This window comes from Streptomyces microflavus (genome assembly GCF_014650075.1).
GTDB lineage: Bacteria > Actinomycetota > Actinomycetes > Streptomycetales > Streptomycetaceae > Streptomyces > Streptomyces microflavus.
The window spans coordinates 34671-48882 of sequence record NZ_BMUG01000016.1 but is presented as its reverse complement, the minus strand read 5'-3'; the positions used below and the strand labels follow the sequence as shown (position 1 = coordinate 48882).

Here is a 14212-nt window from a genome sequence, read left to right as displayed (position 1 = left end):
CGGCGCCCTCTTCTCCGGGAAGGAGTCCCCCAGGCGCGCGGCCCATGATCGATATTTCCGGAATCCTATGCTCTCCGAGGTCGCCGCTCGCGGAGAATCCGGCAAATTGCGGAGACAAGGGTCCCAGGCGCCTCGCCCAGCCCGGACAACCGCACTCCTGCGGGCCACCCGTGACGGTCTTGCCCGGCCCGGCAGGGCAGCGTGCAGGAGAGCCGCCGCTCCCCGCAGAACCTCGCCCTGGCCGCCGAAATCGAGTACAAGGAAGCGCAGCTCAAGAGCGCCCGCCGACGCAACGCCAGCCTCCTGCGCAGGTAAGAGGCTGCTCGCGCGGAAGATCCCGACCGCAGGTTCTGAGAAGAGAAGGCGCTACCGGGCGATGACCGCGATAAGTGCCTCCCCGCCCTCAGCCCACCGCTGAAGAGCTTCGCGGCCGACGAGACGAACTCATTCGGCAGGGGATCTGGTCAGGAGGACATATCGCTTCTGGTTCCACTCACAGAAGGGACGGGAAAGGTCACGGACTTGATGTTCTTGTCGGCGACTGCCTGGCCTGGCGAAGCGCGATCACGCCAAGATCCGCAGCCTCGGCGAACGCGCCATGGCCACCCTCAAATGCTGGCGGCTCCGCCTCTTCCAGGCGGATCCGCAGGTGGACGCCGTCGGCCCAGACGTAGACGTAAAAGCCGCGGTGCTGGTGTTGATGGGCATGCGGGCGGATGGCACAAAGGAGCTGATCGCGATGATCGACGGCTACCGGGAGTCGTCCGAGGCGTGGGCCGGCTTGCTGCGTGACTGCGCACGCCGTGGCATGCGTGCCCCAGTGCTGGCCATCGGCGACGGTGCACTCGGCTTCTGAAACGCGTTGAGCGAGGTCTTCCCCACCACCCGCCACCAGCGGTGTTGGGTTCACAAGACAGCCAATTGCCTGGACGCCCTGCCCAAGTCCGCGCAGCCCGCGGCCAAGCGCGCGACCCAGAACATCTACAACGCCGAGGACAAGGAGCATGCGGTCAAGGCGGTGATCGCCTTTGCCGAGCAGTACGGCGCGAAGTACCCCAAGGTCGTCAAGCGGATCACGGACGACGCGGACGAACTGCTGGCGTTCTTCGACTATCCGGCCGAACATTGGATCCACCTACGCACGACGAATCCCATCGAATCTACCTTCGCCACCGTGCGGCTCCGAACGAAGGTCACCCAGGTTGCCGGGAGGCGGACCGCCGCCCTCCCGATGGTCTTCAAGCTCATCGAGTCCGCCCAAGCCCGCTGGCGATCGGTGAACGCACCCCACCCCGTCGCCCTGGTCCGGGCCGGCGCCCGCTTCGAGCGTGGCCACCTGGTGGAACGGCCCGAAGGGATGGCCGCATGACCGACCCGCAGCACGACTCCGAACCCGCCGAGCACCTGCGTTACGCGCACTACCTGCAAGCTCTCGACGCTGTCGCGGATGCGGAGGAGGCCGATCTGGTGGCCACGGTGCTGCGCGACCAGGATGTGGCGATGGCGCAGGCCGCAGTGATCCACCACCTGGACCGCCGGGCCTCCCAGCTGCTGACCGACACCGCTTTCACCGCCTGGGCCCACCGCATGGCCGCCATCGTCGGGGACCGGGATTACCTCAGCCGCCGCCTGCGCGAGTGGACCCTTCTCAGGACCATGGCCATGAACGAGTCATGGGCGGCCGAGGAGCTCACCGCCGCATCCGACTGGTTCCAACGCACGGCCACGACCGCGCGGATCATTACCTCATCCAACGCCCTCAGCTTGCTCGCCGAACGGGGACGCACCCGCCGCGTCCGCAACGCGGCAAGCCGACGGATGGAACGACCGGAGCAACCGCCGAACTGACTTGATCCACAGGTATTGACTATTCCTCACGGCCAGGAGCCTTGCCTCGTTACGAACGCAGATCACCACCGACCATCACCCCGTCGTCACAGGATGGGAAGAGCTCCGTAATGACAGTAGGCCGGCTTCCTGAGGAAGCCGGCCTACTGCGTTCGGTTTTCGGTTAAGCGCGCCGTCTCTTTCTGGCTCTACGCAGGATATCCCCCACGTACGTCGCACTTCCCACCGCAAAAATGACCGTTAGGAGGGTTTCTCCCTGTATGGCCAACCATAGGGTGAGGCCAGCCAGTACGGTCGCTATTGCGGCGTCCGCTATAGCTTGAATCCTACCGTTTTCGAGAACTGCCAACTTTCCCCCTTCCAGTGATTCGCTCAGCACTTGACCGTGTATACGTTCCATGTGGCAAGCACGGTCGACTTTACTGCGCCAGCGTAGATCTTGGTGCATTTTTTGCGGGCGACAGCGATGGCCGATACGCTGGCGATATACCAGGCTACGGCTCGCAAAGCGTAGATTACGTGCTTGAAGCTCTTTGGCAGGTTGTCCTTGATGACGGACAGGTAGCCGCCAACAACTCCTCCACCTAGGGCCATGGCCTTCGTTTCCTTCTTATTGAATTTTACAGTCACGTAGTAGACCGGGGAGTACCACGGACTCCACCGCGTGACCTTATACGCACCGGTCAGGTCGGTGCATCCGATGGGATCCGCGGCGCAGTACTCGTAGGCGGTGGCGTTTCCGTTCGGAATCGGGTCCGCTGACAGGAATCGCCCGATGCTGGGATCGTAGAGGCGCACGCCCATCAGCGTCGCTCCGCTGGGGGTTTCGCTGGAGCGCTGTTTGCCGCCGAGCCAGCCGTAGCGGGTGGGATCGGTTCCGGGCAGCAGGTTGCCGTACTCGTCGTAGGCGTTGACCACCGGGGTGGAGCCGGAAACCAGCGGAATTTGTGTGGCGACGTCTCCGTGCAGGTTGGTCAGCTGCAGGACGACGTCTCCGGTTGCGCTGGTTGCGGCGATCAGATCGCCGGTCAGGTCCTTCACGCTGCGGCTGATGCTGCCGTCGGCTCCTGCGGTCCAGTCCGGGCTGTCGCTGCCGCTGCCGTAGTGGTTGGTCAGGGTGGCAGAGTTGCTCCAGGCCCCGCTTTCTGCCTGTTCCTCCGTAGTCCAGGAGGCGAGTCGGCCGGCAGCGTCCAGGTTCCAGGTGGTGCGCTTGGAGTTTGCCGTGCTCTGGCGAACCATGTCGTTGGCGTAGTAGGCGTACTGTGCCCCGCCGGCCTGGGTGGTGGTGCGGCCGAGTGCGTCGTAGACGGTGCCGGTGCCGGTCAGCCGGTCCGCGCTGTCGTATCCGTAGTTGACGGTGTCCGTGTCCGCTGTGCCTCCGTCGACGTCATCGACGGTGGTTGTCAGAGCGGTGCGGTTGGTGTTGTCGTCGAAGGCGTATGCCCGGTGGGTGGTGACGCCCGCTCGCGAGTCGTCTACGCGAGTGAGGCGGCCAGCCGCGTCGTAGGTGTGCTCCTGGTAGGCGCCACCTCCGGTGTAGGTGGTGCGGTTGGCGACCTGGCCGTGGATGCTCTGGCTGGTGGTTTCGCCCTGGACAGTCCAGCCGGACTCCCAGTGCCAGTAGCGGGATGTTTCGGCGCCGGTGGGATCGATGTTGAACTCGACGTCCATGTTCCACGGCAGCTTCTGCTTGTAGAGGCGGCCGTCGGAGTCGTAGAAGCCCGTGACGTCGCCGATGGTGCCCATCACAGAATCATGGATCCGTGTCGGCAAACCGCCGAGGTCATCGTAGTCGTAGGAGACCGTTGACGGTACGGAGTCTTTCACCCGGATCTTGCGGTCGCGGCTGTCGTATTCGCTTCGGGTGGTGTTGCCCAATCCGTCGTTGTAACTGATTTCCCGGCCGAGCACGTCGATCGTGTGCTGGATGGTGACGGTGCCGTCGGCGGCCGTCGCTACGGCACCGCTGGCGGGATCGTACGTGGTGGTCTGGGTTGCTACCGCCGTGCCGACGCCGCCGGTGATCTGGGTCTGCGTCGCGCGCCCTGCGGCATCGGAGACGTGGGATGTTGTGCGGGTCACTCCGTTGGCAGTCTCGGTGATTTTGGCGGGGTTGCCCCACCGGTCGTACTCGATGGTGCTGGTCGGTAGTTCGTTCGGGTTCGAACCGCTGCCGGTGATCTGGGCAGCCGGGCCCGTCGAGCAGACCAGGTCTGCCCATTCCGGGCGTCCCTCGCACGTACCGGTTCCGGTGCCGGACCAGTAACGGGTGACTGTCGCACCGGCGTCTGCCCCGTTGGACTTCGGTGCTGTGGTCTTGACTGTGCGGCCCTGGGCGTCGTAGCTCGTGCCCGATTTGAGCTTCAACCCGCCGGGGTCTACGACAACGGCGGTCTGTAGTCCCTTTGCCCAGTCGTAGACAGTGGCTGTACTGCGCGTGTCTCCGTCGGTCGGGTAACCGTCGATCGCAGCGCCGACGGTCGTGCTGGTGAGCTGGTTGGACACTGTGGCTGTGCCGTCAGTGGGTCGGCCTTCGTCATATCCGATGGTGGTGTGTGCCCGGGCCGCCACCTGGACCCCGGCGGGAAGGGCGGGGCTGTCCGCGTCGCCGTTAAGAGGCTTTGTCAGGGTGACAAGGTGCAGAGGCCCGTACTCCTCCAGCTTCCGCATGCCGTCGGCGGAGTACACCGAGACGGTACCGAGCTGTCGGGCGCGTTCGGTTGGAGTGTCGGCGAGAATGCCGAGTTCGCTCTGCTCGTTGACCTGGTAGGCCTCGCTGCCCACGGCCAGCTCGAGGTTGGTGGCCAACAGCTCGAAGACGGTGTTGCCGAATCGGTCGTACTGCGTCACGGTCAGGTGCCTGCCAGGAAGGCCGGTGTTCACCGCTCGCCCTGAGGCGTTGGTGTAGGTGATGGTGGCCTTGCCGTAGTCGGTCGCTGCCAGATCACCTCCGAGGTGAGAAGCAGGAACCTGGTCGGCGGGGAAGACCGCGGTGGCGTCTGTCGGCGCGTCCGTCTGGCTCCACTGGGCAGCCTGGTTGGGGGAAACCGCGTTCGGTGCCTTATCACCCGACAGCGGTACTTCGTAGACGAGAGAGGTGACGGCTTTGTTGCCGTCCTGCTCGTCCTTCGTGCCAGCCTTCAGCGTGGGACGGGAGAGAGCCAGCATCATGCCCTCGCCTGCCACAGCGTTGGAACCGACCTTGCCGTACTTGAACGTCCACGGCAGTTCGCCGGGAGGAGTCTGGGTCAGCACGCGGTCAGCGCTGTCGTAGGTGTACGAGGTCTTGAGCGCTGGGGAGATACGCGGGTCCCACTGCTCGCGCAGACGGCCCTGGTTGTCGTACGCGTACTGGGAGACGGCTGTCGCGGTCGATGTCGATGCGCCCGGAAGGGTGGTCCAGAGACGAAGTCCCGAGACCTGCCCCGCAACAGTGCCCAACGAAGTAGCGCTCGCCGTTGTGGCGGTGGCGTACTGGTACTCCAGGATCCGGCAGCCCTTGGTCGACGGTGTGGCTGCACAAGTGGGTGCCGACACAGCCGAGGACGGAGCGATCACATACTTGGGACGGGCTAGAGTCTTGCCGCCCAGAATGATCTTCTCCGAGATCACCGTCGTGGTCGAGTTCTCTGTGGGAAGGAATGTCCGAGACAGCTGCCAGGCAGTTGCGGCCGGATCGACCTTGGTGAACACCGAAGTGGACCCCTTCGTGTCCTTCAAGGTGAAAGAACCCGCCAGCGTGCCGGTCAAGGTCAGACCGTTCGCACGTGTCTCCGGCTTCCATCCGCCACTGGTAGTTGCGGTAAACCCGATCTCCGCGCCTGCCACGTCCACCACGGCCAGCGAGGTGGCCGAGGTCGGGCGAACATAAGCCCAGTCGCTCTCAGAGAGGTTGGCGAGGGTTCCTGAGGTCCACTGCGGACCGAAGATGGCCACCTGCCCTTCCTGCTGGGAGCCGTTGGCAGGCCGACGGGATGAGAAGGAACGCGTGGCAGTCAGATCGAAGCCGGAGGCATCAGTGGCCGAAAGGCCGAAGTCTCCTGTAAGCGCATTTACACTGCCGGGACCGACATCCTCGCTGGGAGCCTCGCCGGCATTGCGGTCCACCGTGACCGTGGTGGGCGGAGAGGCGTCAGTGGTGGTGGCGTCGGTGAACACCGCACGCAGGTCCACTGGACCGTCTTCGCTCAGGGTGTCAGTGATGTTCCAGATCAGCGCTTCGGTATTTCCGCCGGTGACCGTCGCAGGCCAGGCAGGCAATACTGAACCATTCGCCTTACGCCGCACGTCCTGGGCGGGAACGTTCTTCCAGGTGTCGGTCTCGCCACGGCGGTACTGGTAGCGCACTCCGGTGTCAGTGGTCTTGCCCTGGCCGGTCAGCTCAGCGCGGCGCGCGGGGCGGTCACCGTCCCCGGGGGTGAGCAGAGCTGCGCCCGACCCTGCGGAGAAGGTATAGCCCGTTTCCGCCGAGATGTTGCCGGCTGCGTCCTTGGTCCGTGCGGTCACGGTGTGCTTACCGGCGCGGAACACCGGCTTTGTGGTGACGGCAGTGCCTGTGGTGGGCAGCGACTGCCACGTGCCCGAATCCAGTTTCCACTGGACTTCCTTCACATCGCTGGTGGGCGGGGTGAAGCGGAAGGTGCCGGTGAAGTTGCCGGCGTCGTCGGGCGTACCGGACCACTGGCTGGCAGGGAAGTCGGTGGAGGACACCGCGGTTGTGGCAGGTGCGGTGGTATCAACCGTGAGTGTGCGGAACGGGGCGTAGGCGCTGTTCGCGGTAGCGTCCGAGGCACGTGCACGCCACTTGTAGCTGCCCGCCGGCAGGGCTGTGGGTTTCCAGGACGCCTGTGCGCCTGAGGCCACGTATGCGGTGGTACCTGTGCGCAGGGCCGAGGTGCCGTTGGAGGCCCATACCTCGAAGTCGAACTTTACCTGGGAACCGTCGCCGTCCAGAGCCTTCGCTGACAGCGTGGGCGTGGTGACATTCGTCGAGGCTGCGGCTGCGGGGGCTATCAGGGTCGGGACGTTGGGAATGGAGTTGTAGGTCACCGACAGGTACGGGGTGTTGCTGGCGGCGTTACCCGAGTTGAAGCGCTTCCACCCGTAGGGGTCGGACTCGTCGGAGGCACGCAGTCCCAGGTGGTTGGTGGCGTTGCCGTTGGCAGCCCAAGTCTGCGCCAGCGAAGTTGCGTCGACATTGACCCAGCCGTCGTTGCACGAACTGGAGAAGCCCTTGGTTTGTGTGCTGGTGGCGTACTTTGTACCCCAGCTCGGCTGGGCCGTCCAACGGGTGCTCGTCGAGGGGGCACCCGTGCTGTACAGGTCCCAGCCCTTGGCCGTGCACGACCACGAGTGGTACGCGAAGAGGTTGAGCTTCGCCGCGGTGACCTGCTTCCCGGTGATGTTCTTCATCGGGAAAGACAGGAGGGAACGGGCGACCTGACTCGACCCGTTGTTGCCGATCTTCAGGTCGGTGGAAGTGGACTGGTCGGTGGTGTGGCCCTCCTGGACGAAGGTGTCGAAGCTGGCTCCGACGTTGATCGACGGGTCGATCGTGACCGGGAACTGGGTCTTTTCGTCGGCCAGGAACCCTGCGTCCGGTGTCAGGGCGATGGTGATCCTGTCACCGTCCTGGGTCACCTTCACCCCGACCTTCGCGGTGCGGGTGTGTTCACCGGAGTTCTTGTCGGTGCGGGCGTCCCACATCACCGGCGACGGCAGAATTCCTGCGGCCTTGCCCTTCGAGTCGGTGAAGGTGACTGATCCGTCGTCGTGCACCTTGGCCTTGAGGCCCTTGGCTTGCAGGCTGTAGGAAACCTGGCCGTTGACATCGACGGCGGAGCGGTCCTTCAGCTCCAGGAACTGCTCGTAGCCGGTCCGCGTGGACTCGATGAGCATGTCCGTCGCTGGCATTACGTTCTTGTACCGGGCGACCGTGCTCTCGGCGCCTTCAATGGTGGGGGTGGGCAGAGACCCGTACCAGCCGAGTTCCATGGGCCGACCGGCACGATCCTCTATCGTCACCAGCGGCACGCCGGCTGATGCGTTGGCCACTCCGGTAGCCTTCAACGCTTTCGGAGCTGGCTTCTTGCCGGCGAGGGTCAGCCCGTGTGGGTGCCCCTTCGCGCTGATCGAACCGTCTGCGGACACGGCCAGCGTCGGGTCGACGTCGTGCCACGAGCCGTCGTCTTCTTTGAATCGGATGGGGCCTGAGTACATCTCAGACGTGACTGTGCCGTCGGCGTTCACAAAGGCGGACGACGTTTCCGAGCGAGCCTCAGTGACCTCGATCCTGCGGTTTTGGATCTTGGCTTTCAGTCGCGCAGCGGCTTCCGAAGCGGCAGTTGCCGGGCCCAAGTCCTTGGACGTGGCCGGCGGCTTCGTGGTTTCCGTGTCCTTGGCTAACGCGATTGCCGCACCGGTGCCCTGGACGATCACGCCCGCCTGCACAGCCATCACGAGGGTCACCGCCAGGGCGACAGGTCTCAGCCGCTGTTTGGACGGGCGGAGAGGTTGGTCGGAGTCCGCGGGTCTGAGCCGCGTCCCTCTGTTGAAGCTAGGCAACATGTGAAGTCCTCACTGGTGTAGACCATCTCCACCAACTGGCGATCTTCACATAATCATTACGTCATGTCACCACCCTCCCGTGAGGACGGCTCAAAATGTTGCATATGTTGAATCTGGCCATTCAGGCTTGAAATCAACCCAGCAGACCTTAAAGACTGTTCCACAACTGGACATAGGGCCGACTGGAGTTCGGATGGAGCGCCTAATTGCCCTCCTTGACACCAATTGCCGCCTACAACGAGCCCCCAATCAATTGACGCATACCGATCCCTGGCGAACTACGCAGGTGGCTCCAGGGAGCCTCTAACCAACACTTTTCAGAGTCTGAAAATTCACATATTTGGGTGAAATTCCCATACCTGACATTTCATTGCAACCATCTTCCAACCCAAAGATGACTTCTGGGCCCGGCGAGGAGCGAGAGCGCCGCTCAAGAGGTTGGCATGCGGCCCAAATGAGAAGGAACGGTCTAGTCGGGTGCGTGCTGTACTCTGTTGCCGTCGCCGAGGCGGCTTGTATCCCATACGCTTTTTAGCCGCTGTCCGGCAGAACGAAAAGCCAAAGTCCCAGGGGCTGCATTGAATAAGGTAAATCTCCAAGTCGGAGAAGAAGTTACCCACTACCGCGAAGGCGACAACGTCGGGTTGATCGTCAAAATTCGACGGCCCTGGTGGGCTTTCTTCGGACGCGTCTACTGGGTTCAGTGGCGTGAGGGCGTCTCCCCTGTGTTGATACACAACGGATTACAACCAGCAGGCGATTCGCGCCGAACCCATGGCAACCATGTGACGTAACACTACATACCGATCAAGCGTCCCGGCTTGACAAGTACGACCTCGCGAAGCAGGAGAAGATGAGCCTGACAGGCTCCTATTCAAACATCGCGACCTATGGTGTGCAGCAGCCAGTTACAGTAGCGGTCTCTTCGGGGCAATCCGCTCCTTCTTCGCGCACAAGGACAGGGCAGTTCTGGACGCGAAAAAGACGCTGAAGCGTGCGCACCAGATATCCACTGGCGGCACTTCGAAAAAGCCGTCATTGCCGAGAGGGAGTGACTTGACCTCTCTGATTTCTCTTGAGCCTTCCGATAGCAACGCGATTGCCGTCATCTCGCACTTTCCGGCCCGCTCTGTCTTCTATAGCTGAAAAATCAGCAGTCACGCAAGCCGGTCGGGTCATTGCCCGACTGCCTGCGCCGAAATTATTCAGCAGAGGGAAAATTGTTCGATCGCGTTGCCCTCGGTGTCGCGTCTGCGCTTGCGCTGAGGTTTTCCTCTGTAGCCGATCGGCCACCTTCCGCAATGTGGCCCAGGTCACAATGATCATGGGGCGGGAAGGGCTGGCGGGGAGGTACCTTCGACGCGTGCAGGACAAGTGCAGAGGTGATGAGATTGATAACTCGCAGCGAAGTTCCCAGAGTTCACGACTCGCTGGCAACGTATTGAGGTGGCTCATAGCCGCCGCAGTTCTCACCGTAACTGCATGGATGGTGTGGGCGGTTGTCATGGTCGGCGGCGGCATCACGCTTGCGATCGGCTGTGCCGTCCTGATCGCCCCATGGGTCTTGGTGTACCTGCTCTCGCGGCGTCGCCTCCCTGCGGTAGCCGCCAAGAGAGACCCTGTCCTCCAGGAGCCCCCGAGCACCTGACAAGCTTCCTCGGCACACCTCGAACCAGGGGCCGCCATCTGACGGGGCGAAGAGCGAGCAGGCTGAGAAGCTCGCGACTGGCTCGCTGACGCAGTGTCAAAACCTGGAACCGAAAACCGCTCTGACGCTGCACCAGAACGCCGTGCCCGGCAAGTCGGTTGACAAGCTCGGCCCGGTGACGGTGCACACCGATGCCGATGCGGTCCGTCGGCGCCAAGGCCACTGCGGCGGGTATCAAGCGGCCAGCCCGACACGTCGGCTGCCGACGGTACCGAGCTGTACTTCCACGTGTCCGCAGGCACCGCCGGCGGCAAAGCCTCCCTCCCAACCATGATGACCACTCAGGTCCCGATCGGCCGGGCCTTCGCGAGCGCGAGCAAGGGACAGACGCAGATCCTGGCCGGCTCCACCGAATCCGCGATCACCACGGACGCGACCGCGAACTCGGTGGCGAAGGATGCCGTCTCTTCTGCATTGGCGTTTTTTGCAGCTCTGCTGCCGGCGACGGCTCCCGCGAGGTTTGGTTTGTCCTGTTTCCCTACGTGGTGCTCGCGTGCGCGGTTCTTGTTCTTCGTCCCGATTGGCCTGCCGGGGACCGCGGTTGTGGGATTCGGTGCGTTGGCCGGCTGAGGCGTTTTCCCGTGGAGGCAGCGAAATCCTCGACGGACGCGCGCGGGTGTGAGGCGCCCGTGGCGGGTGGGCCGTTCCCAGGGATTGCGGAGGTCTTCTGCGAGGGGCCGGGCAGGGCGGAGTTGGGTATGGGCCGCGATGACGAGCCAGGTCCAGCGGCCGGCGGCGGCTGGCTGGCGCCGGTGGCCGACCACCACAGCCAGACCGGCTTTGGGCTGCGGTCTCTACAGAGGTGATCGACCTGAAGACGGATGACGGGGCCTTCGATGACTGGCAGGTCTCCTTCGGGTGGCCGGCCCAGGCTGAGCGCCGGACCAGCAGCGGATGCAGGCGGTCCCGGACAGTGGCGACGGCCTTCCCGTAGTGAGTGATGGCGGTCACCGTGGTGACCGATGGAACAGGCTGAGTGGCTGCAACCTCGAAAGCGAACTCCGCCCCGCGCTTGGGCTTGCGCCCACGTTCACCCGTCGGCTGCGGCAGGGGCGGGAAGTACGAAACGTGGTCCGAACGCATCCGGCCCAGCAGCTCCACAGGCAGGAAAAACAGACGACTCACCGGCACCACCGACTGCGGAACGGGGCCAAACGGTTGGCCCTGTCTCACGATCCGCTACCACCGCGACGGCCGTGTGGTCGGCTTCGCCGACCACACGCCGCCCCTGACAGTGGACTGCAGAATCAACGCCCCTTCCATCTGCTGCCCCCCCGGCCGTGACGCCGAGCTCCACAGGCTGCACCGCGCGGGGGTGCCCGGCGAGGCAGTCGATACGCGGACGATCCGGCCGGGCCAGGCGGGCTGCAGGACCGCCCCTTTGCAGCAGGGGAAGAAGGTGACGGATGCTCGAATTGGTTCTTCGGCCCCCCATCCTTCTCATGCATGCTGCTCGTAGCACGGGCGAAAAGCGCCCGGGCTGGGGCGTCAGGGCCGGTCAGCCATGATGTGACCGGATTCGCCCGAGCATCATGTGGAGATCGTGCGAAGCGCGCTGGTAATTTGAGAGCCGCGATCCCGTGAGGTCGGGGGGAAGTCAGGGTTTGCGACCGCCACAACGGTGCCTAGGTCAAGCCCTCGTACGTCTGCCTACCTGCCTGCGCGCGCGTAGGTAGTACAGAGAGAGGCCGATCGTGACCCAGGCAGGGCAGGGAGCGCACGCTCAGGAAGGCGAGGGAGACCCCTCGGAGTCGAGTGCCTCGGTGCACAAGCATTCCTTCGGTCAGCGGCCCGCACCTGACGAGACAATGCAGCTCCGCGTACCCGAAGACGGTATACCCACCACCCGCGCCGAAAAGCTGCAGATACCCGGCGGAGGGCGGCGTCAGATATCCGACGACAACGCTGATATACCCTCCAACGCGGAGGAAAACGGGCGGACCTCACCGACCGGCGACTCCCCGGCGAACGCCTCCGGATCACGCGCGTCCCCCCGCTCGCCCGCCAAAGCCACCGCACCCGGCCAGCCGGGTGCCCGGCGCCGCCGCAAGGCACCCAAGCCAGCGCCCGCCGACCGCCTCACCGCCGCGGTCGCCGCCGCCACCACCGCCGTCGTCGCCGTGCTGGGCCCCTGGCTGCGCCGCGTGCGGCCGCACTACCCCCGGCCCGGACGGACCGGCTGGAAGCGCTGGGTGCCCTCCTGGCGGCAGACCGGTGGCGCGGTCCTCGCGTCGTTCGGGCTGAGCGTCCTGACCCTGACCGTCGCCTACGCCGTCACCGACATCCCGGACGACCTCAACTCCTACGCCACCCAGCAGGACACCGTCTACTTCTGGGCCGACGGCACCCCCATGGCCCGCGCCGGCTGGGTACACCGGCAGGAGATGGAGCTGGACGACGTGCCCGAGGACGTGCGCTGGGCGGTGCTCGCGGCCGAGAACGAGAGCTTTTACAGCGACCCCGGCATCTCGGCCAAGGGTCTCACCCGCGCCATCCTGCGCACCTTCGGACAGGGCAGCACCCAGGGCGGCTCGACCATCACCCAGCAGTACGTCAAGAACGTCTACCTCAGCCATGAGCAGACCTACAGCCGCAAGTTCACCGAAGCCATGATGGCCCTCAAGCTCGACAACAAGATGAGCAAGGACGAGATCCTGGAGGGCTACCTCAACACCAGCTGGTTCGGCCGCGGCACCTACGGCATCCAGCGTGCCGCCCAGGCGTACTACGGCAAGGACGTCAGCGAGCTCAACGCCAGCGAAGGCGCCTTCCTCGCAGCCCTCCTCAAGGGCGCCGGACTGTACGATCCGACGCTCAGCGCGGCCAACCGCACCCGTGCAGAGGAGCGGTGGCGGTGGACGCTCGACCGGATGGTGAAGATCGGCAAGCTGTCGCCCGAGGAGCGCGCCGGCTATCGGACCTTCCCGAAGCCGCTGGAGAGCAACCCGCTCTACAACACGGGTGAGCAGAGCGACTATCTGGTGGAACTCGCCACTCAGCACGCCAAGAAGACGGCGCACATCTCCGACAAGGACTTCGACCGCGGCGGCTACCAGGTCTACACGACGTTCGACAAGAAGCGCATGGACCAGCTCACGAAGGCCGTCGGCGCTGCACGCGACAAGGCCCGCAAGGATGAGCCGGGTGCCGCGAAGCACGTCCACTACGGAGCCGCTTCCGTCGCTGTCGACGGGCGGATCCTGGCCATCCACGGCGGCCCCGACCACCGTAAGCAGGGTTACAACGAGTCCAACGCGACCACCGTGCCCGCTGGTTCGGCGTTCCAGCCGTTCGTCTACGCCGCCGCCCTGGAACACGGCGTACGCAAGAGCCGGGACAGCGGCCCCGTGCCGGTGACAGGCGAGACGGTGTACAACGGCGACGACAAGGTGCCCGTCACCACGCCGGAAGGGCCCTACTGGGACCGCAGCGGCCGCAAGGTCGCCGCGAAGAACGACGGCGGGCGGTCCTACGGGCAGATATCCCTGCACCGGGCCCTCGCATCCTCCGTCAACACCACCTTCATGCAGCTTGGCATGGACACAGGACTGGACAAGGTCCGCGCCACCGCCCAGGCCGCCGGACTGCTCCACTCCAGCCTCGGCGCCCAGGTGCCCGCACTGACCACCGGCAGCTCCACGCCCAGCGCCATCCGGATGGCCAGCGGCTACACCACCTTCGCCGCCGAAGGCCGGCACACCGAGCCGTACACCATCCTCAAGGTCACCCGCAACGGCCACGAGGTCGATATGGACACCCCGGTCCCGCGCCGGGCCATGGACGCCGACACCGCCGCCGAGGTGCAGTCCGCCTTGACGGACGCCTTCCGCACCGCCTATCCGGAGACCGCAGCAAAGGCGGGAGGCAACGTCGCCGGGAAGAGGGGCACCACCGAGCGCGACACCGCCGCCTGGTACGTCGGCACCGAGAAGAAGGTGTCCACCGCGGTCGTCGTCTACCGCATCGACCTGGCCAAGAGCCTCGAACCCCTGCCGCTGGAGGGACTGGGCGGCACGATCGCCGACAGCGTCCCGTACAGCATCTGGTCGGAAGCCCTGAGCCCCCTCGGCTGACCACCCGTGCGACCGA

Annotated in this window: 5 protein-coding genes and 1 pseudogene; 5 read left to right on the top strand and 1 reads right to left on the bottom strand. The window is 64.8% G+C overall.

Annotated elements, in window-relative coordinates; genetic code table 11:
- Positions 1–679 precede the first annotated feature (679 nt).
- Positions 680–1369: pseudogene (locus IE264_RS34185) on the top strand (IS256 family transposase); the annotation flags it as partial.
- The gene (locus tag IE264_RS34180) at positions 1366–1848 is read left to right on the top strand and encodes a hypothetical protein (protein ID WP_190167779.1); all 483 of its coding nucleotides are present in this window, start codon (positions 1366–1368) and stop codon (positions 1846–1848) included. The pseudogene IE264_RS34185 and the gene IE264_RS34180, both read left to right, overlap by 4 nt.
- A 372-nt stretch (positions 1849–2220) precedes the next feature.
- On the opposite strand, the gene IE264_RS34175 is transcribed toward IE264_RS34180, so the two are convergent.
- A complete protein-coding gene (locus IE264_RS34175; RefSeq protein ID WP_229887910.1) occupies positions 2221–8304 on the bottom strand; it encodes a DNRLRE domain-containing protein in 6084 nt (2027 codons plus the stop codon).
- Positions 8305–10393: 2089 nt separating this feature from the next.
- On the opposite strand from IE264_RS34175, the gene IE264_RS34170 reads away from it, so the two are divergent.
- From IE264_RS34170 to IE264_RS34165, 3 genes are all read left to right on the top strand, one after another.
- On the top strand, positions 10394–10693 hold the full coding sequence (locus IE264_RS34170) for a hypothetical protein (RefSeq protein ID WP_179280782.1): 300 nt from the start codon (positions 10394–10396) through the stop codon (positions 10691–10693).
- A 406-nt stretch (positions 10694–11099) separates the two neighbouring features.
- The gene (locus IE264_RS38780) at positions 11100–11582 is read left to right on the top strand and encodes a DUF6009 family protein (RefSeq protein ID WP_373301951.1); all 483 of its coding nucleotides are present in this window, start codon (positions 11100–11102) and stop codon (positions 11580–11582) included.
- A 349-nt stretch (positions 11583–11931) separates the two neighbouring features.
- Positions 11932–14196, top strand: a complete 2265-nt coding sequence (locus IE264_RS34165) for a transglycosylase domain-containing protein (RefSeq protein WP_179280784.1) — start codon at positions 11932–11934, stop codon at positions 14194–14196.
- Positions 14197–14212 lie beyond the last annotated feature (16 nt).

Bases quoted from the DNA above. Each gene is read 5' to 3' on its own strand.
- IE264_RS34165 (WP_179280784.1), top strand. From the start codon at position 11,932: ATGCAGCTCCGCGTACCCGAAGACGGTATACCCACCACCCGCGCCGAA.
- IE264_RS34170 (WP_179280782.1), top strand. From the start codon at position 10,394: ATGATGACCACTCAGGTCCCGATCGGCCGGGCCTTCGCGAGCGCGAGC.
- IE264_RS34180 (WP_190167779.1), top strand. From the start codon at position 1,366: ATGACCGACCCGCAGCACGACTCCGAACCCGCCGAGCACCTGCGTTAC.
- IE264_RS34175 (WP_229887910.1), bottom strand. From the start codon at position 8,304: ATGGCTGTGCAGGCGGGCGTGATCGTCCAGGGCACCGGTGCGGCAATC.